This is a genomic window from Nocardioides segetis (assembly GCF_051390595.1).
In the GTDB taxonomy this organism is placed as follows: Bacteria; Actinomycetota; Actinomycetes; order Propionibacteriales; family Nocardioidaceae; genus Nocardioides.
Window position 1 is genome coordinate 124275 of the sequence record NZ_JBNINR010000008.1, and the last position, 20549, is coordinate 144823.

A 20549-nucleotide genomic window follows, 5' to 3' on the forward strand; every position below is an offset into this window, starting at 1 on the left:
GCACCCGAGGGTGCGCCGCCGCGGCGCGGGCCGCTGGTGGGGGACTCAGCGGATGTGCGGGATCACCTCGGTGGCGAACCGCTCGATGTTGCGGTGGACCAGCTCCTTGGGCATGCCCGGGAAGTTGAGCCGGACGATCAGGTCGGTCACCCCGAGGACGTCGCGGTGGTGGAGACAGTCCTCGATGACGTCCTCGGGGCCGCCGACGATGAACCGGTTCTTCGTCAGGTCGCCGAAGTCGCTGATGTTGGCGCCGCTCTCGCCGGGGACGTTGTCGCCCATGCCCCACGAGTAGTAGGCCTTGTACTTGGCGCCGATGAAGGGCTCGGCCTCGCGCAGGGCGCTCTCCTTGTCGTCGCCCACGTAGAGCTCCACGCACTTGGCGAAGCGCACCTCCCGCGCCAGGCCCGCGTCGGCCCGGGCCCGGTGGTAGAGGTCGACCTGGCGCTTCATCTCGCCCCACTCGGTCATCGACGTCGCGATCCAGGCGTCCGCGTGGGTGGCGGCGCGCTCGATGGCCTTGTCCGCGGTGGCGCCGAACCAGATCTGCGGCCGGGGGCGCTGCAGCGGCTTGGGCGCGATGCTGACGTCGTCGAGGGTGAAGTGCCGGCCCTGGAAGGAGACGTGGTCCTCGGTCCAGAGCCGCTTGAGGATCTCGACGCCCTCGACCAGGCGGCCGACCCGGTCCTTCTTGTCGAGCTGCATCGCGGCGAACTCCTCGGCGCGGTAGCCCAGGCCGACGCCGAGGATCAGCCGCCCGCCGGTGATGACGTCCATCGTGGCGTACTGCTCGGCGACATCGACCGGGTTGAGCATCGGCAGCAGCAGCAGGTTGGTGCCGACGTTCATCTCGCCGGCCTCCGCAGCCAGGCGGGCCAGCAGTGGCGTGGTCTGCAGGTACTGCTCCGGGTGACTCAGGAAGTGCTGGCCCAGCCAGATGGCGTCATAGCCGGTGTCGCGGATCAGCTTGGTCTGCTCGATCAGGCCGGTGACCGCTCCGGCGATGTCCTCGTCGGCCGCGTACTGCGACCCGAGGAAGACTCCGACGTCCATCGCGGCCTCAGAGGACGCCGCGAGCGACGTCGTCGCTCAGCGTGCCGTAGAGCTCCGGACGGCGGTCCCGGAAGAAGGTGTACCGCACCCCGTGCTGGTCGACCTGGTCGAGGTCGAGCTCGGCGGTGAGGACGAACGGGCCCTCGCCGGCGGGCCCGGCGGCCAGCTCCTCGCCCAGCGGCGAGAAGATCCGGCTCGCCCCGAACATGTGGCGCGGTCCCTCGGTCTCCTCGAGCCCGCCCTTGTTGGAGGCGACCACGAACAGGCCGTTCTGGATGGCCGCGGTGCGCAGCTCCCCGCCCCAGGAGTCGGCCCGGTTGGGGCCCCAGGCGGCGACGGGCACGAACATGATCTTCGAGCCCTGCAGGGCCAGCACCCGCCACGCCTCCGGGAAGGAGCGCTCGTAGCAGATGAGGATCGAGATCTTGCCGTACTCCGTCCTGAAGGTCGCGAGGCCCGGACCCTCCTTGAAGTAGTAGCGCTCGTTGAGGCCGGGGGAGTACGACCACTGGTCGGGGATGTGGTTCTTCCGGTAGACCCGCACCTGGCGCCCGTCGGGCAGGTCGCCGGGGATCAGGTTGCCCTCGCGGTCGATCACGGCCGCACTGTTGTAGAACTCGCCCTTGACCTCGCCCTTCTCGTAGAACGGGAAGATGACGTAGGCGCCGAGCTCCTTGGCGAGCTCCTGGTGGCGACGGACCGACGGGCCGTCGATCGGCTCCGCGAGCCCGAAGTGCTCGGGGGTGTTGTAGCCGCAGAAGTACTGGGTGTTCGAGAGCTCGCTGAACAGGACGAAGTCGGGCTTGAAGTCCTTGGTGGCCTCGGCCACCAGCGCCAGGTTGTCGTCGACGTTCTTCTGGGGGTCCGTGGTCGCCGGTCCGTTCTGGATCAGCAGTACCTTTGCCTTCATTGCTGGGGCTACCTCTTCTTCTTCCTCATCAGGGGTGGGGTGCCGTCCGTGGGAGGCGGATCAGCGATGGATGAACGCGCCGGTGGGCTCGCCGACGACCTTGCCGTCGAGGGCGACGGTGACGCCGCGCACCAGCGTGCGGACCGGCCAGCCGCGCAGGAGCCGGCCGTCGAGGATGCTGTAGTCGCAGAAGCTGCCCAGCTCCTGGTGACGAACGGTGCGCTCGAGGTCGAGGTCGCAGATCACCAGGTCGGCGTCGGCGCCCGGGCGCAGCGTGCCCTTCGTCGGCATGCCGAAGATCGACGCCGCATTGCCGGAGAGCACCTGGGCGATCCGCTGCAGGGTCATTCCGCGGCGGTGGTGGCCCTCGGAGAGCAGGACCGGGAGAGTGGTCGCCATGCCCGGGAAGCCCGCGGCGGCCGACCAGATGTCGCCCTCCTTCTTCGCCCGCGGCACGGCGCAGTGGTCGGTGCCGACCGTGTCGACGGAGCCGTCGATCAGGCCCTGCCAGAGGGCCTCGACGTCGTCGTCGCTGCGGACCGGCGGGTTGATCTTCGCCATCGAGCCGACCGGACTGTCGTAGGTGTGCGTCAGGTAGTGGGGGCAGGTCTCGACCCAGGCCCGGCTGCCCGCGGCGCGCACGTGCCGGGCGGCGTCGAGCGACTCCCGTGAGCCGATGTGGACCAGGTAGATCGTCGCGTCCACATGGTCGGCGAGGAAGGCGACGCGGCGGATGTTCTCCGCCTCCGCGAAGGCCGGGCGGGCGTTCGACCAGGCGCGCAGGCCCTGCTCGCCGGCCTCGCGCACCTGGCGCATCGACCGGTTGACGATGTCGGTGTTCTCGGCGTGGATGCAGGCGACGCCGTCGATGGCGGCGATCTTCGCCAGGCCCTCGAGCAGCAGGCCGTCGTCGCACTCGTTCACCATGCCGACCGTGGCGCCGTCGGGGCCGCGGTAGGCCATGTAGAACTTGTGCGAGGTGACGCCCTGGCCGGCGTACTTCTCGATCTCGTCGACCTGGGTCTCGGCGAGCATGCCGAAGTGGATGCCGACGTCGACGTGCGCGGACTCGTCGATCGCCGCGACGAGGTCCGGCAGCTCGCCGTACGGCGCGGGCGCCATGCCCTGGTACTGCCGGTAGAACGAGAGGATGGACGTCACGCCGCCCAGCGCGGCCGACCGGGTCTCGCTCGCGAGGTCGGCGCCGAAGGACTGCGCGTAGCCGAAGTGCGTGTGGGGGTCGATGACGCCGGGGAGGACGACCTTCCCGCGGGCGTCGATCACCTCGCGGGCGCTGACCGCGACGTCGGGGTCGATCCACCCGGCGATCCGCCCGTCGCGGACGGCGAGCGTAGCCTGTCGCTGACCCCAGTCGGGGTCGACCAGCTCGGCTCCCGTGATCGCGATGTCGAACTCCATGCGCCTCGGCCTTCCTCCCGGCCGAACGCCGAGCATCGGTTCACTCACTGAACTAGTAGTGTCATTCAGTGAACCAATAGCCCTGGGGTGTGTCAATGAGTTCGGGGCGATCGATCTGCCTGATCCCGCCCGGATCCCCGGGGGACGGGCGGTGATCGAGGGCCGGTCTGTCCGAACCTCTTGACAGCGGAGTCCGTCGTGGCGTTCATTGTGCTAAAACGAATCGACGGTTCGATCATCGAACCAGGGGCAGGATGGTGGAGCCAGTGTTCGAGGACATCCGGGTGGAGCGCGACGGACAGGTCGCGGTCATCACTCTGGCACGTCCGGCGGCGCTGAACGCGCTGCGTCAGCAGACGGTCACCGAGCTGAACCACGCGATCGAGGACGTGGAGTCGGACGCCGGCGTCAAGGTCGTGGTGCTGGCCGCCGAGGGCGAGCGTGCCTTCTCCTCCGGCGTCGACCTGGTCAACGACCCGGCACCGACCACCACCATGGAGGTCGACGCGATCGCGCAGCGCAACGCGCGCATGATCGAGCGGCTGTGGTACCTCGACAAGCCGCTGATCACCTCCGTCAAGGGGGTGGCGCTCGCGGCCGGCTGCAATCTCGCGCTGATCGGCGACCTGACCATCTGCGGTCGGTCCGCGTCCTTCGGCGAGCCGGAGATCCGGCACGGCACGCTCTCCCCGCTGCTGCTCCTGCCGTGGCTCACCCACTTCAAGCTGATGAACCACATGTACCTCACCGGTGACAGCGTCGACGCGGAGGAGGCCCACCGCCTCGGCCTGGTCAACCGCGTCGTTGAGGACGACGCGGTCGACCGGGAGGCCGTGGCCCTCGCCCACCGGATCGCCAACGCGCCGCTGCTGACGCTCCAGTCGGTGAAGCGATCGGTGCGGATGATGCTCGACGCGCAGGGCTTCAAGGGCCTGCAGATGGGGCACCGCTTCGCCGACACCCTGGTGCTGGACTCGACCGGCCTGCCCGAGCGAGATCGCCTGCGGGAGATCCGGGCCAACGACGGGTTCCGGGCGTTCCTCGAGGCCCGCGACGCGCCGTACCGGACGAGCTGACCGACCGAGCCCCGGACAGGAGGAGCCATGGCTCTCTACATCTGCAAGCGCGTCGCCCAGCTCGTGCCACTGCTGCTGGTCATCGCGTTCGTCGTCTTCGTCGCGCTCTCGCTGGCGCCGGGCGACCCCACGACCCTGCTGCTGGGCCAGAACGCCACCCCCGACGAGGTCGCCCGGCTCAACCACGAGCTCGGCCTGGACCGCTCGATCGTCGTGCAGTACCTGTCGTTCGTCGGCGACGCGCTGGGCGGCGACCTCGGCGAGTCCTATCGCAGCGGCCGCGACGTCGTCTCCGAGCTCGGCCGGACCGCATCGGTCAGTGCCACCCTCGCGGTCACCGCGATGCTGCTCGCCGTGACGATCGGCGTGGGCGTCGGCATCCTCACCGCGGTCAAGCAGTACTCCTGGATCGACAACGTGGTCCGGGTCGGCGTCCTCGCGCTGGTCTCGATGCCGGTGTTCTGGCTCGCGATCCTGCTGATCATCGGCTTCTCCGTGAAGCTCTCGATCTTCCCCGCCTTCGGGTGGGGCACCTACGGCCACCTGGTGCTGCCGGCGCTGGCGCTGAGCACCTACCCGCTCGCGGTGATCACGCGACTGACCCGCTCCAGCATGCTGGAGGTCCTTGGCAGCGACTACGTCCGCACCGCGCGCGCCGCCGGCATGCCGGAGCGGACGGTGGTGTTGAAGTACGCGCTGAAGAACGCGCTGGGACCGGTGCTGACCGTCGTGGGCCTGCAGTTCGGCGCCCTGATCGGCGGCGCGGTCCTGACCGAGACCATCTTCGGCATCCCCGGCATGGGGCGGCTGATGGTCACCGCGATCGAGGGGCGCGACTACCCGGTCGTGCGCGGCGCGGTGCTGCTGGGCACCGTCGTGTTCGTGTTGCTCAACCTGGCTGTCGACGTGCTCTACAAGTGGGTCGACCCGAGGCAGAGGGGACTGTGAGATGACGCAGGAGGCGACGGGCGTGACGCTGCCGTCGGCGGAGCCGACGCGCTGGTCGGAGACCTGGCGGACCTTCACCCGCAACCGGGCCGCGGTCGTGGGCCTCGTGGTGCTCGCCCTGCTGGTCGTCGCCGCGCTGCTCGCGCCGTGGATCGCACCGCACGACCCGGCCGCGCAGCATCTCGACCTGCGCCGCGCCGGTCCGAGCGGCGACGCCTGGCTGGGACGCGACGAGTTCGGGCGCGACATCTTGAGCCGGATCATGATCGGTGCCCGCTCGACGCTGCTGGCCGCCGTCGGCTCGGTCGCGCTGAGCGGCATCGTCGGCACCCTGATCGGCGTCCTCGCCGGCTATCGCGGCGGTGTCGCGGACAGCCTGCTGATGCGCGCGATGGACCTCGTGCTGTCGTTCCCCTACTTCCTGCTCGCGATCCTCGTCGTCGCGGTCGCCGGGCCCAGCCTGCGCAACGCGGCCATCGCCATCGGCATCACCTACATCCCGCAGTACGCACGGGTCGTGCGCGGCGCGACGTTCGAGGTGATGAGCAAGGAGTACATCGAGGCCGCCCACGCCTCGGGCGTCCGCGGCCCGCGGATCGCGTGGCGACATGTGCTCCCCAACATCAACGCGCCGATCATCGTCATCACGACGGTGGGCCTGGCGCTGGCGATCGTGGGCATCTCCTCGCTGAGCTTCCTCGGCCTCGGCGCCCAGCCGCCGAGCCCGGAGTGGGGCGCGATGCTGGCCAGCGGACGGCAGTACGTCGCCTCCGCACCCCACATCAGCATCTTCCCGGGCGTGGCGATCCTGATCACCGTGCTGAGCCTGAACCTGGTCGGCGACGGCCTGCGCGACACCTTCGATCCGACCCTGCGGTGATGCCGACGACGACGTGCCGCTCGGCCTGCCGACCGGGCGGCACGTTGGTACACCTGCGCTAGTGTTCGGCCGACATCACCATGGAGGGACCTCATGGCAGCCAACGAATCGGGACTCGTGCGACGCACGATCTGGGTCCTGCGGGCCGTCGCCGCGCACCCGAACGGCGTCGGACTCAGCGAGATCGCGCGGGAGTCGGGCATCCCGAAGGCGACCTGCTACCGCGTGCTCAGCGTCCTGGAGCGCGAGAGCTGGCTGACCCTCGACCCCGACACCCGGCGCTACAAGGTGTCGCTCGGGCTGCTGTCGATCGTGGGTGGCTTCCTCGACAGCAACGGCGGCTACCGCCACATGCGCCAGGTGCTGGCGGACCTGGCGGCCGACACCCAGGAGACCTGCGGCTTCGACGTGCTGCACCCGCCCAACGTCATGGTCGTGGCGCAGGCCGCCGGACCACGCCTGATCGGGCAGACGATGAAGCCGGTCCCGCGTACCCAGCCGGTCTGGTCGACCTCGACCGGCAAGGTGCTGTTGGCGATGCTCGACAAGGCCAAGCTCGACGAGTACGTCGAGGACATCGACCGCCACGGGCCGGCCTCCCTCGGGGGCGCCGACGCGTTCGTGGCGATGCTCCAGGAGATCCGCGAGCGCGGCTACGCCCACTCGCGTGACGAGCTCGAGGAGGGGGCGACGTCCGTCGCGGCCCCGGTGCGGGTGGGCGACAGCTACCCGTACGCCGTGTGGATCGGCGGACCGAGCTTCCGGCTGACGCCCGAGTGGGTGGCCGAGGTGTCGCCCCGGCTGCTGGAGGCCTCGCGCAAGCTCGGCGAGCTGTTGACCTACACCGACCTCCAGCTGCCCACCGACCTGCGGGTCTGAGCGCCCGGGCCCGCGGCCCGCGCCCTCTCGTCCGACCCCGACAGCGGCTCGGCCGGTCCTCGACCGGCCGGGCCGCTGTCGTGTGTCGGGCAGGTATCCGCGACGTATCCGCGACGTCACTTGACAAGGTCTCGCGGTGTCGTCAGTATCTGGACCAACGGTTCAACTAACGAACCAGTGACGCGAGAGGTGGAGAGATGACCATGAAGGTGCGGAAGACGGTCCGGCACCTGGAGGTGACCGAGCGGGAGAACGGGCAGGATGTGTCGCCCGCCCACCGGCTGGCCTTCGTAGGGATCGTGATCGAGAACCCGTACGGCGCCGGCTACGTCCAGGACCTGGTGACGCTCGCGGACGAGATCGCCGAGGAGATCGGGCAGCTGACCGGCCCCGCCTGCGTCGAGCTCCTCGGGGCTCCGGTCGAGGCCTTCGGCAAGGTCGCGCTGGTCGGCATCGGCGGCGAGGTCGAGCACGGCTCGGCACTGATCCACAACCTGCGCTTCGGCAACGTCTTCCGCAACGCGGCCGAGGGCAGCGAGCTGCTCCCCGCGGCAGAGAAGGTCGGCCTTCCCGGCGACCCGATCGACGTCCCCCTCAAGCACAAGAACGACGCCAAGACGCGCTCGCACCACCAGACGGTGACGCTCCAGGTGCCCGGTGCCCCGCTGCCGAACGAGATCCTCGTCGGCTGCGTCGCGGCCAGCTCCGGTCGCCCGCTGTCCCGCCTCGCGACCTTCGGTGCCGAGACCGCGGCGAGCTGACGGCCATGACGACGAGCGAGGTGGCCGCCACCTGGGACGCCGACCGGATCCGCGCGGCGGACAAGGCGTACGTGATCCACTCCTGGTCCAACCAGGGCGCCGTCAACGCGACGCCGATCGCCGGTGGCGAGGGCGCGTGGTTCTGGGACCACGAGGGCAACCGCTACCTGGACTTCCAGTCCCAGCTGGTCAACATGAACCTCGGCCACCAGCACCCCCGGATCGTCGAGGCGATCCGGGCCAAGGCGGCCGAGATGTGCTACATCGGGCCCAACTACGCCGAGCAGTCCCGCGCGCAACTCGCCGAGCTGATGGCGGAGGTGACGCCCGGTGACCTGAGGATGTCCTTCTTCACCACCGGCGGCGCGGCGGCCAACGAGAACGCGATCCGGCTCGCCCGGCACGTCACCGGCCGGCAGAAGGTGGTGGCGCGCTACCGCAGCTACCACGGCGCCACGGCCGGCGCGATCGCGCTGACCGGCGACCCGCGCCGCTGGCACGCGGAGCCCGGTCCCACCGGTGTCGTGCGGATGTTCGACCCGTACACCTACCGCTGCCCCGCCGGACACCCCGACCCGTGCCCGGTCTGCACCGGGGCACCGCACCTGGAGGAGATCCTCCAGTACGAGAACCCGAACACCGTGGCGGCGGTGATCCTCGAAACCGTCACCGGCACCAACGGCATCCTGCCGCCGCCGCCGGGCTACCTCCGGTCGATCCGCGAGGTGTGCGACCGCTACGGCATCGTCTTGATCTTCGACGAGGTGATGGCCGGCTTCGGCCGCACCGGCGAGTGGTTCGCCTGCGACCACTGGGGCGTCACGCCGGACATCCTGATCACCGCCAAGGGCCTCAACTCGGGCTACGTGCCCCTGGGCGCGATGACCGTCGACGAGCGCATCTCGGACTGGCTGATGAACAACAAGTTCTGGGGCGGGCTCACCTACGCCGGCCACCCGCTGGCCTGCGCGAGCGGCGTCGCCTCGATCGAGGCGATGCGGGAGGAGCGGATCATCGAGAACGCCCGCGAGATGGGCGCCCGGCTCAACGCCGGCCTGCACCGCCTCGCCGAGCGGCACCCGTCGATCGGCGAGGTGCGCGGGCTCGGCCTGTTCCAGGGGCTCGAGCTGGTCCGCGACCGCGCCACCCGTGAGCCGCTGGTGCCGTTCAACCCGGTCGGCGAGGCCGGCGCGCCGATGCAGGCCGTGGTGGCCGCCGCGAAGAAGCGCGGCCTCTACCTCTCGGCCAACAACAACGTGGTGCGCCTGACCCCGCCCCTGGTGATCGGCGCCGAGGACATCGACCTCGCCCTCGACATCCTCGACGACGTCCTCGTGCATGCGGACGCCGCGGGTGTGTCCTGAGCGCGCGCCCCTAGGCTGAGCATGCGGGCGCACCGGCGGGTCGCCACGGCCCTGCGGGAGCTGGGGGTCGAGACGGTCTTCGGACTGATGGGCGAGGGCAACATGCGCCCGCTCATCGACTTCGCCGGCCTCGGCGGGTCCGTGGTCGCGGCCACCACCGAGGGGGCCGCGGTCAGCATGGCCGACGGCTACGCCCGCGTGGGGCGACGGCTGGGCGTCGCGTCGGTCACCCACGGTCCCGGCGCGACCAACGCGCTGACGGCCCTGACCGAGGCGGTCCGCGCCCGGACGCCGCTGCTGCTGCTCACCGGCGACACCCCGCCGCGCGAGGACCATCTGCAGCGCTTCGACCTGCGCGGACTGGCCGCTCTCGCGGGAGCCGGCTACGTGCGGGTCGGTGCCGCCGCCGACGCCGCGGCCGACGTGGCCCGGGCCACGCGACGCGCCGCGACGGAGAGCCGGCCAGTCCTCCTCGACCTGCCGGTGCCGCTCCAGCGTCTCGACGTCGCCGACGGACCGCCGCTGCGTCCCCCCTCGCCGCTCCGGCCGGGCGCGCCGGGGGAGGAGGAGCTCGACCGGGCGCTCGGCATCCTGGCCGGAGCGCGGCGGCCGGTGATCCTCGCGGGGCGCGGGGCGCTCGACGCGAGGGACGAGATCGTGGCCCTGGCCCACTGCGTGGGCGCGCCGCTGGGTACGACGCTGCTCGGCAAGGGGCTGTTCGCGGGGGAGCCCCTGGATCTCGGCGTGATCGGGACGCTCGCCTCCGGACGCGCGCTGGAGACGGTCCAGGCGGCCGACTGCCTGCTGGTGCTGGGTGCCGGCCTCAACCGCTACACCTCGGTCGACGGCGCCCTGCTGGAGGGACGCGCGGTGGTCCAGGTCGACCGGGACCCGGCGCGGATCTCCGCCGCGGCCGAGGTCGGCCTGGTCGCCGACGTACGCCGGACGGCGGCCTCGATGCGCGAGCAGCTCATCGCGGCGGGGCAGGAGCCCGCCACGGCGCACCGCGGCGACCTCGCCGCGCTCCTCGCCGCCGAGGCCGCCGGGCCGGTCGCGAGCGCGGACGGTCCGGACACCCTGGACCCGCGGACCGTCATGCGCTGGCTGGATCGCGTGCTGCCCGCGGACCGCGTCGTGGTGACCGACACCGGACGCTTCGTCTCCGCGCCCTGGCGGCTGCTGTCGGTGCGCAGCCCCGCGGACTTCGCGCACACGTGCAACTTCGCCTCCATCGGACTCGGCCTGGGGACCGCGCTGGGCGCCGCCGTCGCCGCGCGGCGAGCGACGGTGGCGGTGGTCGGCGACGGCGGCGGCGTGATGAACCTGGTCGAGCTCGCCACCGCGGTCCGGCTGGGCCTCCCGCTGCTGGTGGTGGTCTGCAACGACGGCGCCTACGGCATGGAGTACCGGCACCTGCGGGCCGAGGACGACGATCCGTCGCCGGCGCGCTGCGTCTGGCCGGACTTCGCCGCGGTCGCCCGCGCGCTGGGGGCGCGGGCCGCGACCGTCCGCACGCGCGCCGACCTCGAGGCACTGGATGGTCGGGTCGCGGCCCTCGGGTCCGACGGCGCCGGGCCGCTGCTGGTCGACGTGCGGTGCGACCCGGACGTCGACCCGGACGCCGACCCGGCTGAGCCGGCTGGACCGGCCTGACGCGCGACCGCCGGCGGGTGTTGACAGATCGCCGCTGCGGCACCATATTACGAACCAATGGTTCAATGACTGAACCACGAGAGGAGTCTCCATGACATCGCTGCCCCTGGGAATCCACGTCGGTGAGCGGCTCAGCCTCGAGCAGACCTACTGGCAGGCGCAGGTCGCCGACGAGAACGGCTTCGAGTCGGTGTGGGTCGCGGAGGGGCGGCTCTCCCGCGACGGGATCGTGCCCGCCGCGATCATCGCCAGCCGGACGGAGAACGTGAAGATCGGGACCGGCGTCCTCAACAACAAGAGCCGCAACGCGGCACTCATGGCGGTCACCTTCAAGACCCTCGACGAGGTCGCGCCGGGTCGTGCCATCCTCGGCATCGGCGCCTGGTGGGAGCCGCTGGCGACCAAGGTGGGCCAGCCGATCTCCAAGCCGATCAAGGCCATGCGCGAGTACATCGGCGTGTGCCAGGCGCTGTTCCGCAACGAGAACGTCGAGTTCGAGGGCGAGTTCGTGCAGATGCGCGGCGTCCGCTTCGACTCGATGTACCGGGAGAACAAGCCGGTCGACATCCCGATCTACATCGGAGCGGTCGGGCCGAAGATGCTCGAACTCGCCGGCGAGATCAGCGACGGCGTGCACATGGACTTCCTGCTGCCGCCGTCGTACATGGAGGGCGCCCTGGCCGCGATCGACCGCGGCCTCGCCAAGCGGACCGACGGCCGCACGTCCATCGACCTCACCCAGATCGTGTCCTGCAGCGTCAACGACGACGACCCGCAGGAGGCGATCGACGCCTGCAAGGCCTTCCTGACGCTCTACCTGTGCCAGCAGCCGCACATCGCCGAGCACTGCGGCGTGGAGCGCGAGCTCGTCGACCGGCTCCAGGAGATCGCCGGATGGCCGGCCACCCCCGAGCAGATCAAGAAGGCCATGGCGCTGGTGCCCAACGAGCTGGTGCAGAACGTCACCGCCTGCGGCACCACCGACCAGGCCTTCGAGAAGCTCGTCTCCTACCACGAAGCGGGCGTGCGCTGCCCGATCATCTCCACCCTGGGTGACAAGGAGCGCACGCTCACCCGCCTCGCCCAGGCCGCACGGTCCTGACGCCTCGACCTCGACGGGAGAACCTCGCGATGAAGCTCGCCGCAGTCCAGCTCAAGGCCGGCGCCGACCGGTCGGAGACGATCCGCCGGGCGGAGGCCCTCGTGGACGACGCCGCCGCCCAGGGCGCCCGGATCGTCCTGCTGCCGGAGATGTTCGCGGTGCCGTTCGTGCAGCCCGAGCCCGACCCGGACTACTTCGCGCACGCCGAGGCGCTCGACGGACCGTCGAACGCGATGGCCGCGGCGGCCGCGCGACGGCACGGGATCACCGTGGTCTCCTCGGTCTTCGAGGCCAGCGCGGTGCCCGGCGTCTACCACAACACGGCGTGCACGTACGTCGGCGGCGAGCTGCGCTCGGTCTACCGCAAGTCGCACCTCCCGTTCTCCAACGGGTTCCCGGAGAAGTTCTACTTCCGGCCCGGCGAGACCCCGCCCGAGGTCGTCGACACCGGCGAGACCCGTGTCGGGACGGTGATCTGCTACGAGCGGCACTTCCCCGAGCTGAGTCGGACGGTCGCCCTCGGCGGCGGCTCGGTGCTGTGCGTCCCGGTCGCGTCGGCCAGTGCGCCGATGAAGGAGGTCTTCCAGCTCGAGCTGCGCGCCCACGCGGTCTTCAACTCGATGTTCGTCGTCTGCGCCAACCGGCACGGCGTGGAGGGGACCAAGGAGTACTTCGGTCTCTCGGCGGTCTACGGCCCCAGCGGGGAGATCCTCGCCACCGCCCCCGACGACGCGGACGGCCTGGCGCTCGCCGAGGTCGACCTGGCCCAGGTCGACGAGATCCGCCGGCGCCGGCCCTTCCTGCGGGACCGCCGCCCCGAGCTCTACGGCCGGGTGAGCGCGGCGCAGACCGCGCCGACGACGGAGCTGTCGTGACCGCGGTCGACGCCGGCGTGGCGGTGCCCGAGTCGGTGCCGGACGCGCCGTCGGATGCGCCGTCGGAGGCCGCCGACCCGCTGGCCGACGCCCACAGCCGGCTGCGCGCGGCGATCGACGTCCTCGGCTACGAGGAGCACATGTTCGCCATGCTCGCGACGGCGCGGCGGGAGATCACCGTGAGCGTCCCGCTGCGCCGTGACGACGGCACCGTGGAGGTCCTCACCGGGCATCGCGTCCAGCACAACCTGTCCCGGGGGCCGGCCAAGGGCGGTCTCCGGTTCAGCCCCGACGTGGACCTCGACGAGGTGCGGGCCCTCGCCATGTGGATGACCTGGAAGTGCGCCCTGCTGGACGTGCCCTACGGCGGCGCGAAGGGCGGGGTGCGGATCGATCCTCGGCTCTACTCGACCGGTGAGCTCGAGCGGGTCACCCGGCGCTACACCAGCGAGATCATGCCGATCATCGGCCCGGAGCAGGACATCCCGGCCCCCGACGTGGGGACCGACGAGCAGACCATGGCCTGGATCATGGACTCCTACTCGGTCAACTCCGGCCACACGGTGCTGGGCGTCGTCACGGGCAAGCCGATCTCGCTGGGCGGCTCCCTCGGCCGGGCGACCGCCACCTCGCGCGGCGTCGTGCACGTCGCCCTCGCCGCCCTCGCCGAGCGCGGCCTCGCCCCCACGGCCTCCCGCGCGGCGGTCCAGGGCTTCGGCAAGGTCGGCCGCGGCGCCGCCCGCTTCCTGGTCGAGGAGGGCGTCGCGGTCACCGCCGTGTCCGACCAGTACGGCGGCATCCGGGCGGCCCACGGGATCGACGTCGCGGCGCTCGAGGCCCACGTCGACCGCACCGGCACCGTGGTCGGCTTCCCCGGCGCCGACCCGCTCGACGGTGACGTGCTCGTCGAGGAGGACGTGGAGCTGCTCGTCCCGGCCGCCGTGGAGTGCGTGATCCGCGCCGACAACGCGGCCCGGGTCCGTGCGGCCGTCGTCGTGGAGGGTGCGAACGGGCCCACGACGCCCGAGGCCGACCGGATCCTCGAGGCCAACGGGCAGCTCGTCGTCCCCGACATCCTGGCGAACGCCGGCGGCGTCGTGGTGTCCTACTTCGAGTGGGTGCAGGCCAACCAGGCCTACTGGTGGAGCGAGGACGACGTCGAGGCGCGCCTGCGCGAGCGGATGCTCGGCGCCTGGGAGCGGGTCCGCCGCTATGCGGCCGAGCGCTCCCTCTCTCTGCGCTCCGCCGCGACCTGCCTGGCGGTCGAGTCGGTCGCCCAGGCCCACCGCCGGCGCGGGCTGTATCCCTGACCGGTCACGCCGCCGGGTCCTGACCGGGCGCGGCGGGCGCGGCGACGGCCCTGCGGGCGGGCGCCCGGCGGGCGACGCCGACGCCGAGCAGCGCGAGCGCCCCGCCGGCGTACGCGATGGTCGGCGGGACCTCGTCGAGGAACACCAGCCCCATCACGATGGTCAACGGTGGCACCAGGTAGGTCGTCACCCCGAGTGCCGAGGCGTTCATGTGCCGCAGGGCGTAGGCATAGGTCGTGAACGCGATCGCGGTGGGGAACACGCCGAGGTAGACCAGCCACAGCGTCGACGACACGGGGGCGTCGCCCACCTCGGTGACCAGCCGGCCCGCCCACGGCAGGCAGGTGACGACCCCGACGGTGCAGGCGAGCCAGGTGACGTGGACCGCGGAGAGGTCGGTGAGGAGCGGCTTCTGCAGGATCACGCTGACGGCGTACACCGCGGCGGGGATCAGGCAGAGCACGACGCCGAGCACGTCGCCGGAGCTGTCGCCGCCCGAGGTGGACAGGCCGATCACGACCACGCCGGACAGCGCCAGCGCGAGCCCGGCGGCGAGCGGGACCGTGAAGCGCTCGCCGAGGAAGAGGGCGGCGAGCACGGCGATGAGGACGGGCGCCACCTGCAGCAGCATCGACGCCGTCCCCGCGTCGACCCGCTGCTCACCGGCGTTGAGCGAGAGGTTGTAGATCCCGAACCAGAGCACGCCGATCGTCACGATCGAGACCCACTGTCGCCGGCTCGGGCGGGGCACTCCCCGTGCCAGCGCGACCGGCGCGAGTGCCAGGGCTCCCGCCGCCAGGCGGCCCAGCGACAGCGAGCCCGCGGAGAAGTCGTGGGCGAGGTGGCGGATGCCGACGAAGGCGCTGGCCCACAGCACCATGGTCACCGCGACCGCGGCCAACGGCAGCAGCCCGGCCGCCCCGGGCGTCCGTCCTCCGCTCGCGCCGGGAGCGGAGGCGGGCGCGGCGGAGTCGGCGGCGGTCACCCCGCCCACGCTAGAGGGCGGGAGTCCGGGGGTCGCGTGATTTTCAGACGTCGAACTTGTAGCCGAGCCCGCGCACCGTGACGAGGTACTTCGGCTCGCTCGGCTCCGGCTCCAGCTTGGCGCGCAGCCGCTTCACGTGGACGTCGAGCGTCTTCGTGTCACCGACGTAGTCCGAGCCCCACACCCGGTCGATGAGCTGGCCGCGGGTGAGCACGCGCCCCGGGTTGCGCAGGAACATCTCCAGCAGCTCGAACTCCTTGAGCGGCAGCCGCTGCTCGGTGCCGTCCACCGTCACCACGTGCCGCTCGACGTCCATCCGCACCGGCCCGGCCTCGAGGGTGTCGGGCAGCAGCTCGTCGCCGACGCCGCGCCGCAGGACCGCGCGGATCCGGGCGACCAGCTCGCGGGGGGAGTAGGGCTTCGTGACGTAGTCGTCGGCCCCGAGCTCGAGCCCGACGACCTTGTCGACCTCGTCGTCCTTGGCGCTGACCATGATCACGGGCACGTTCGACGTCTGGCGGATCGTCCGGCAGACCTCGGTGCCGGGGATCCCGGGCAGCATGAGGTCGAGCAGCACGATGTCCGCGCCGTTGCGGTCGAACTCCTTGAGCGCCTCGTTGCCGTCGGCCGCGATCGCGACCTCGAACCCCTCCTTGCGGAGCAGGTAGGCGAGGGCGTCGCTGTAGCTCTCTTCGTCTTCGACGACAAGTACCCGGGTCATCGGGCATCCTCCTGATCTTCGGTGCGTCCGCCCGGCGCTTCCGGGCCGGACGCGAGCGGGGCGAGCCGCACGTACGGCCCGTCCTCCTGGTTCGGGTGCTGCGGCAGGATCAGCGTGAACGTCGAGCCCTGCCCCTCGACGGACCAGACCCGCACCTCGCCGCCGTGCGTGGCCGCGACGTGCTTGACGATCGACAGGCCCAGGCCGGTGCCGCCGGTCGAGCGGTGGCGCGCGGGGTCGACGCGGTAGAACCGCTCGAAGATCCGCTCCACCTCGGCCTCGGGGATGCCGATGCCCTGGTCGATCACCGAGATCTCGACGCTGTGCCCGGCCCGCTTGCGGGTGACCACGACCCGCGAGCCCGGCTCGGAGTAGGCGACGGCGTTCGCGACGAGGTTGGACACCGCGGCCCCGACCTGCTTCTCGCTGCCGAGCACCTTGAGTCCGGCCTCGCCCTCGGTGATGACCTGGATGTCCTTGGCGTTGGCGTTCATGTCGACGAAGTCGACCGCGGACGCGACGACGTCGTCGATCGACACCGGCACCGGCGAGTCGAGCGGCTCGTCGCCCTGGAGTCGCGACAGCTCGATGATCTGCTGGATCAGCCGGGAGAGCCGGTCGCTCTCGGTCAGCATCCGGGAGGCGAACCGGTAGACCGCGTCCGGGTCGTCGGCGGCGTCCTGCACCGCCTCGGCGAGCAGGCGCATCGCGCCCACCGGGGTCTTGAGCTCGTGGCTCACATTGGCCACGAAGTCACGCCGTACGGCGTCGACCTGGCGCTCGCGGGTGCGGTCCTCGACCAGGGCCAGCACCAGCCGCGGCCCGAGCGGCGCGACCCGCGCGGTGACGTGCCGCGGCGCGCCGGCCGCCCGCGGCACGATCAGCTCGGTCTCGCGGATCTGCCCGTCGCGTCGCACCTGCCGGATCAGCCCGCCGAGCTCGTCGGAGAGCAGTGTCGTGCCGCGCACGAAGCCCATGGCGTAGGCCGGCGCGGAGGCCTTGACGACCGCGTCGGACTCGTCGACCACGACCGCGCTGCTGCGCAGGACCGAGAGCACCGCGGCCACGCCGGCGGGGAGCAGCGGCTCCTCGGGCGGCTGGAAGACCCGCTGCTGCCGGTCGCTGAGGTGCCAGGCGAGCACGGCGCCACCGGCCACGAGGGCGCCGAGGAGCGCAGCCACGAAGGCCTGCGTCGTCGGATCCACGCCTCGATCGTACGGCGCATCGGGCGCCGCGCCCCGCATCGCGGAGGCCGGGCTTCGCGATGTTCATCCTGCGTTCACCGCACTTCGCTTGCTGGACACCTCGCCTCCGTACGCTCGGGCCCATGCGTGATGCCTACACCGACCAGCTCGACGCGATCTTCGACGACCTCGCCGGAATCTCCCGCCGCGTCCAGGTCGCGGTCGGCGAGGCCACCGAGGCCCTGATGACCGGTGACTCCTCGATCGCCGAGCGGGTGATCAGCGGGGACGTCGAGATCGACCGGGCCCGCGAGAAGGTCGAGGACTCCGCCTTCGCCCTGCTCTCCCTCCAGCAGCCGGTCGCGGGCGACCTCCGCACGATCGTCGCCGCCCTCCGGATGGTCGGCGAGCTCGAGCGGATGGGCGACCTGTCCGTCCACGTGGCCAAGATCGCCCGCCTGCGGGTCCCCGACGTCGCGGTCCCCGAGGAGGTCCGCCCCACCGTCGCGCGGATGGCGGAGGTCGCCGAGGACATGGTCGGGCGGGTCACCGAGGTGATCTCCGGACGCGACGTCGAGGCCGCCATCGCGCTCGGCCGCGACGACGAGGAGATGGACCAGCTGCGCCGCCGCAGCTTCGCCGAGCTGCTCGGCGAGGAGTGGACCCACGGCGTCGAGGCGGCCGTCGACATTGCCCTGCTCGGCCGCTACTACGAGCGCATCGCCGACCACGCCGTCTCGGTCGCGAACCGGGTGATCTTCGTGGTCACCGGGCACAACCCCGCCCCCGCGGCCTGATCGACCCGGCCCGGATCGAACCCGGAATCACGCCGACCCGGCGCGTTTGAACGCGCCGGGTCGGCGCTACTCAGACGTTCAGAAGCGACGGGTCGATCCGGTCTCGGGTCAGCGACCCTGGTTGGCGACCGCGGCCGCCGCGGCGGCGGCGGCCTCCGGGTCGAGGTAGCGCCCGCCGGGGACGACCGGGGCGAGGGTGTCCTCGTCGAGCTCGTAGACCAGCGGCATGCCGGTGGGGATGTTCAGGCCGGCGATGTCGGCGTCGCTGATCCGGTCGAGGTGCTTCACGATCGCGCGCAGGCTGTTGCCGTGGGCGGCGACCAGCACGGTGTGGCCGGCGCGGAGGTCCGGCACGATCCCGGCGTCCCAGTAGGGGAGGAGCCGCTCGATGACCTGCTTGAGCGCCTCGGCGCGGGGCAGCTCCTCGCCGAGATCGGCGTAGCGGGGGTCGCCGGCCTGGGAGTACTCGTCGTCGTCGGCGAGCGGGGGCGGCGGCGTGTCGAAGGAGCGGCGCCAGAGCATGAACTGCTCCTCGCCGTACTCGTCCTTGATCGCCTTCTTGTCCTTGCCCTGCAGGGCGCCGTAGTGCCGCTCGTTGAGGCGCCAGGAGCGGCGCACCGGGATCCAGTGCCGATCGGCGGCGTCGAGCGCGAGCGCGGCGGTGTTGATCGCGCGGCGCTGCAGCGAGGTGTGGACGACGTCGGGGAGGATGCCCGCCTCGGCGAGCAGCTCGCCGCCGCGGACCGCCTCGCCGCGGCCCTTCTCGGTCAGCGCGACGTCGACCCAGCCGGTGAAGAGGTTCTTCGCGTTCCACTCGCTCTCGCCGTGGCGGAGCAGGACCAGCGTGAACGTCATCAGTGCGCCTCGCCGCCGCCGGGGCTCGGGGCCTCGTCGGCGCAGCTGAAGTTCGCGTCGTGGCTCTCGCTCGCCTCGTCGCTCGCCTCGTGGGTCGCCTCGTCGCTCTCCGCGTCGGCGCCGCCCTTGGCGGACGCGGTCGCGCTCGGGACGTCGGTGGGGACCTGGGTGTACTGGAAGCACGGCTTGACGACGGGTACGTCGAGGCTGAGCGTGGTGCCGTCGCTGAAGGTGAGGTCGAGCGGCACGATCTGGCCGGCGGTGAAGTCGCCGCTCAGCGGCACCACGGTGTCGGTCGACAGGTTGACGAAGCCACGGCCCGCGACCTCGACCGGCTCGAACTCGCCCGCGACGATGCCGGCGGACGACGACACGGCGTCGAGCGAGGCGTCGTCGCGCAGGTTGTTGGACAGCGAGCCGATCAGCCGGCCCTCGCCCTGCGCGGTCGCGAGGATCCGGATGCCGAGCGCGTCGACGTCGCCGGAGCGCTCGTTCACACCGCCGGCGATCGTGTTGACCCGATCGGTGGGGTAGTCGAATCCGCAGGCGCTCAGGGCAGTGGCGGGAACGACCGCCAGCAGCAGTCCGGCGAGCGCGGATCGGCGCAGGTGGGGCATGTCGGCGAGCCTCCGGGTCAGTTGGGTCGAAGCGGCCTCACTCTAGCGTCGGTCAACGGCTGAGTCCGACCCGGGCACTGACCACCACCAGCAGCACCACGATGACGACGGTGTAGATCGTCGAGAGCGCCAGCAGTCGGGTCGCGCCGAGCTTGAGCCCGAGCTTGAGCGGGAGATAGGTCCAGCCGTCCTCGTGGTCGGCCACCAGGCCCCACACGGCGCGGGTGAAGTGGACGCCGATGCCGAGCAGCGCCGCGAGGACCACGATCGCGGGCTCGGGCGGGCTGCCGACCGCCTTGCCGCCCCAGCCGCCGTAGGAGAGGTAGGCCGGCAGCAGGGCGAAGGACGCCGCCCACGACCACCAGGACAGGAAGCCGGTGCGCAGGACGATATTGCCGAGCATCGCCACGACGACCGACGCCCCGTAGAACGCGGCCGCCCTCACACCGGTGGTGGTCGCGAGCGGGACGAGCAGCAGGAAGCCGACGATGACGGCGTACCAGGCGGTGCCGGGCTCCAGTCGGCCGGCAGCGATCGGCTTGCCGGTCAGTCCGTGCGCCTCGTCGCGCTGGCGGTCGACGATGTCGTTGTGCCAGCCGAGGATGGTCTGGCCGACGAGCACGGTCACCAGCACCACGCCCGCCTCGCGCGCGGGGCGCCCGGCGACCGCGGCGACCAGGCCCATCGCGAGCGCGGTCGTGATCGCCTGCTTGGCGTGCGCGGCCTGCAGCAGCTGGAGAGGTACGACGTCGGCGGGGTTGCGTCCGCCGAGCAGCCAGCCGGACAGCCCGGAGCGGTCCGGCACGTGCGGCAGCGGGGGCCGCCGGAGCTCCTCGTCGTCGGCCTCGTCCGGGTCGTCGTCAGGCGCGTCGGCGACAGCCTCCTCGCGCGGGTCGGCGGTGGCCTCGACCGGCGCGTCCGCGGGAACCTCCTCGCGAAGCTCCCCTGGGAGGTCCTCGGGGCCGACCTCGAGGGTCTCCTCGGGCAGGGGCTCCTGCTCCGCGGGGGCGCCGCGGCGCCAGCGCTGCATCTTCGCCATGGCGAGCAGTATTGACCACCATCGCCCGGTGTGGGGGCGGGCCCGCCGATCGGGCGTCACGAGGCCGGCATCCCGCTGCGTGTGATCCGCCTCACCACGCCGGCGCTCGGGCGCACCACAC

20 protein-coding genes are annotated in these 20549 nt (G+C 71.8%); 11 read left to right on the forward strand and 9 right to left on the reverse strand.

Annotation, left to right across the window (positions count from 1 at the left end):
- Window positions 1-45: 45 nt before the first annotated feature.
- Genes ACPZVR_RS15915 through ACPZVR_RS15925 form a run of 3 tightly spaced genes read right to left on the reverse strand, consistent with a single transcriptional unit; the run spans window position 46 to window position 3382 of the window.
- Window positions 46-1053: an LLM class flavin-dependent oxidoreductase gene (locus tag ACPZVR_RS15915; protein WP_436700585.1), complete on the reverse strand. Its 1008-nt coding sequence runs from the start codon at window positions 1051-1053 to the stop codon at window positions 46-48.
- A gap of 7 nt (window positions 1054-1060) precedes the next feature.
- Window positions 1061-1963 carry a carbon-nitrogen hydrolase family protein gene (locus ACPZVR_RS15920; protein ID WP_436700586.1) on the reverse strand — a complete coding sequence of 301 codons (903 nt, stop codon included), beginning with the start codon at window positions 1961-1963 and terminating at the stop codon, window positions 1061-1063.
- 60 nt (window positions 1964-2023) lie between these two features.
- On the reverse strand, window positions 2024-3382 hold the full coding sequence (locus ACPZVR_RS15925; RefSeq protein WP_436700587.1) for a dihydroorotase: 1359 nt from the start codon (window positions 3380-3382) through the stop codon (window positions 2024-2026).
- A 254-nt stretch (window positions 3383-3636) separates the two neighbouring features.
- On the opposite strand from ACPZVR_RS15925, the gene ACPZVR_RS15930 reads away from it, so the two are divergent.
- The 10 genes from ACPZVR_RS15930 (at window position 3637) to ACPZVR_RS15975 (ending at window position 14230) form a co-directional block, all read left to right on the forward strand.
- Entirely contained in the window at window positions 3637-4458 is an 822-nt protein-coding gene (locus ACPZVR_RS15930; RefSeq protein ID WP_436700588.1) for an enoyl-CoA hydratase/isomerase family protein, read from the forward strand.
- 27 nt (window positions 4459-4485) lie between these two features.
- Window positions 4486-5406, forward strand: a complete 921-nt coding sequence (locus tag ACPZVR_RS15935; RefSeq protein WP_436700589.1) for an ABC transporter permease — start codon at window positions 4486-4488, stop codon at window positions 5404-5406.
- Window position 5407: 1 nt separating this feature from the next.
- Window positions 5408-6286 (forward strand): ABC transporter permease, encoded by an 879-nt coding sequence (locus ACPZVR_RS15940; protein ID WP_436700590.1) that lies wholly within the window; start codon window positions 5408-5410, stop codon window positions 6284-6286.
- Between the two features lie 93 nt (window positions 6287-6379).
- Complete coding sequence (locus tag ACPZVR_RS15945; protein WP_436700591.1) at window positions 6380-7165, forward strand: IclR family transcriptional regulator; 786 nt, start codon at window positions 6380-6382, stop codon at window positions 7163-7165.
- 197 nt (window positions 7166-7362) lie between these two features.
- Entirely contained in the window at window positions 7363-7926 is a 564-nt protein-coding gene (locus ACPZVR_RS15950) for an amino acid synthesis family protein (protein ID WP_436700592.1), read from the forward strand.
- A 5-nt stretch (window positions 7927-7931) separates the two neighbouring features.
- Complete coding sequence (locus tag ACPZVR_RS15955; protein ID WP_436700593.1) at window positions 7932-9290, forward strand: aminotransferase class III-fold pyridoxal phosphate-dependent enzyme; 1359 nt, start codon at window positions 7932-7934, stop codon at window positions 9288-9290.
- Between the two features lie 21 nt (window positions 9291-9311).
- A complete protein-coding gene (locus ACPZVR_RS15960; protein ID WP_436700594.1) occupies window positions 9312-10943 on the forward strand; it encodes a thiamine pyrophosphate-binding protein in 1632 nt (543 codons plus the stop codon).
- Window positions 10944-11034: 91 nt separating this feature from the next.
- Window positions 11035-12045, forward strand: coding sequence for an LLM class flavin-dependent oxidoreductase (locus tag ACPZVR_RS15965; protein ID WP_436700595.1), 1011 nt, complete (start codon window positions 11035-11037; stop codon window positions 12043-12045).
- Window positions 12046-12074: 29 nt separating this feature from the next.
- Window positions 12075-12920 carry a carbon-nitrogen hydrolase family protein gene (locus ACPZVR_RS15970; RefSeq protein WP_436700596.1) on the forward strand — a complete coding sequence of 282 codons (846 nt, stop codon included), beginning with the start codon at window positions 12075-12077 and terminating at the stop codon, window positions 12918-12920.
- Window positions 12917-14230 (forward strand): Glu/Leu/Phe/Val family dehydrogenase, encoded by a 1314-nt coding sequence (locus tag ACPZVR_RS15975; protein WP_436700597.1) that lies wholly within the window; start codon window positions 12917-12919, stop codon window positions 14228-14230. The genes ACPZVR_RS15970 and ACPZVR_RS15975 overlap by 4 nt, the downstream gene beginning before the upstream one ends.
- 4 nt (window positions 14231-14234) lie before the next feature.
- Here the strand turns inward: ACPZVR_RS15975 and ACPZVR_RS15980 are convergent, their stop codons facing one another.
- From ACPZVR_RS15980 to ACPZVR_RS15990, 3 genes are read right to left on the reverse strand one after another with little or no spacing between them, the layout of a single operon-like run.
- Window positions 14235-15215, reverse strand: a complete 981-nt coding sequence (locus ACPZVR_RS15980; protein ID WP_436700598.1) for a DMT family transporter — start codon at window positions 15213-15215, stop codon at window positions 14235-14237.
- A 43-nt stretch (window positions 15216-15258) separates the two neighbouring features.
- Window positions 15259-15936 carry a response regulator gene (locus tag ACPZVR_RS15985; protein WP_436700599.1) on the reverse strand — a complete coding sequence of 226 codons (678 nt, stop codon included), beginning with the start codon at window positions 15934-15936 and terminating at the stop codon, window positions 15259-15261.
- Complete coding sequence (locus ACPZVR_RS15990; protein WP_436700600.1) at window positions 15933-17141, reverse strand: sensor histidine kinase; 1209 nt, start codon at window positions 17139-17141, stop codon at window positions 15933-15935. The genes ACPZVR_RS15985 and ACPZVR_RS15990 overlap by 4 nt, the downstream gene beginning before the upstream one ends.
- A gap of 122 nt (window positions 17142-17263) precedes the next feature.
- On the opposite strand from ACPZVR_RS15990, the gene phoU reads away from it, so the two are divergent.
- Window positions 17264-17917 (forward strand): phosphate signaling complex protein PhoU, encoded by a 654-nt coding sequence (gene phoU, locus ACPZVR_RS15995; protein ID WP_436700601.1) that lies wholly within the window; start codon window positions 17264-17266, stop codon window positions 17915-17917.
- Between the two features lie 108 nt (window positions 17918-18025).
- Here phoU and ACPZVR_RS16000 read toward each other — a convergent pair whose 3' ends face one another.
- From ACPZVR_RS16000 to ACPZVR_RS16010, 3 genes are read right to left on the reverse strand one after another with little or no spacing between them, the layout of a single operon-like run.
- Window positions 18026-18772, reverse strand: a complete 747-nt coding sequence (locus ACPZVR_RS16000; RefSeq protein WP_436700602.1) for a phosphoglyceromutase — start codon at window positions 18770-18772, stop codon at window positions 18026-18028.
- Window positions 18772-19389 (reverse strand): copper chaperone PCu(A)C, encoded by a 618-nt coding sequence (locus ACPZVR_RS16005; RefSeq protein ID WP_436700603.1) that lies wholly within the window; start codon window positions 19387-19389, stop codon window positions 18772-18774. The genes ACPZVR_RS16000 and ACPZVR_RS16005 overlap by 1 nt, the downstream gene beginning before the upstream one ends.
- 52 nt (window positions 19390-19441) lie before the next feature.
- Window positions 19442-20428, reverse strand: a complete 987-nt coding sequence (locus ACPZVR_RS16010) for a UbiA family prenyltransferase (RefSeq protein WP_436700604.1) — start codon at window positions 20426-20428, stop codon at window positions 19442-19444.
- Window positions 20429-20549 lie beyond the last annotated feature (121 nt).

Coding starts and splice junctions, on each gene's coding strand:
- ACPZVR_RS15915 (WP_436700585.1), bottom strand. CDS start 1,053: ATGGACGTCGGAGTCTTCCTCGGGTCGCAGTACGCGGCCGACGAGGAC.
- ACPZVR_RS15920 (WP_436700586.1), bottom strand. CDS start 1,963: ATGAAGGCAAAGGTACTGCTGATCCAGAACGGACCGGCGACCACGGAC.
- ACPZVR_RS15925 (WP_436700587.1), bottom strand. CDS start 3,382: ATGGAGTTCGACATCGCGATCACGGGAGCCGAGCTGGTCGACCCCGAC.
- ACPZVR_RS15930 (WP_436700588.1), top strand. CDS start 3,637: ATGGTGGAGCCAGTGTTCGAGGACATCCGGGTGGAGCGCGACGGACAG.
- ACPZVR_RS15935 (WP_436700589.1), top strand. CDS start 4,486: ATGGCTCTCTACATCTGCAAGCGCGTCGCCCAGCTCGTGCCACTGCTG.
- ACPZVR_RS15940 (WP_436700590.1), top strand. CDS start 5,408: ATGACGCAGGAGGCGACGGGCGTGACGCTGCCGTCGGCGGAGCCGACG.
- ACPZVR_RS15945 (WP_436700591.1), top strand. CDS start 6,380: ATGGCAGCCAACGAATCGGGACTCGTGCGACGCACGATCTGGGTCCTG.
- ACPZVR_RS15950 (WP_436700592.1), top strand. CDS start 7,363: ATGACCATGAAGGTGCGGAAGACGGTCCGGCACCTGGAGGTGACCGAG.
- ACPZVR_RS15955 (WP_436700593.1), top strand. CDS start 7,932: ATGACGACGAGCGAGGTGGCCGCCACCTGGGACGCCGACCGGATCCGC.
- ACPZVR_RS15960 (WP_436700594.1), top strand. CDS start 9,312: ATGCGGGCGCACCGGCGGGTCGCCACGGCCCTGCGGGAGCTGGGGGTC.
- ACPZVR_RS15965 (WP_436700595.1), top strand. CDS start 11,035: ATGACATCGCTGCCCCTGGGAATCCACGTCGGTGAGCGGCTCAGCCTC.
- ACPZVR_RS15970 (WP_436700596.1), top strand. CDS start 12,075: ATGAAGCTCGCCGCAGTCCAGCTCAAGGCCGGCGCCGACCGGTCGGAG.
- ACPZVR_RS15985 (WP_436700599.1), bottom strand. CDS start 15,936: ATGACCCGGGTACTTGTCGTCGAAGACGAAGAGAGCTACAGCGACGCC.
- phoU (WP_436700601.1), top strand. CDS start 17,264: ATGCGTGATGCCTACACCGACCAGCTCGACGCGATCTTCGACGACCTC.
- ACPZVR_RS16000 (WP_436700602.1), bottom strand. CDS start 18,772: ATGACGTTCACGCTGGTCCTGCTCCGCCACGGCGAGAGCGAGTGGAAC.
- ACPZVR_RS16005 (WP_436700603.1), bottom strand. CDS start 19,389: ATGCCCCACCTGCGCCGATCCGCGCTCGCCGGACTGCTGCTGGCGGTC.
- ACPZVR_RS16010 (WP_436700604.1), bottom strand. CDS start 20,428: ATGGCGAAGATGCAGCGCTGGCGCCGCGGCGCCCCCGCGGAGCAGGAG.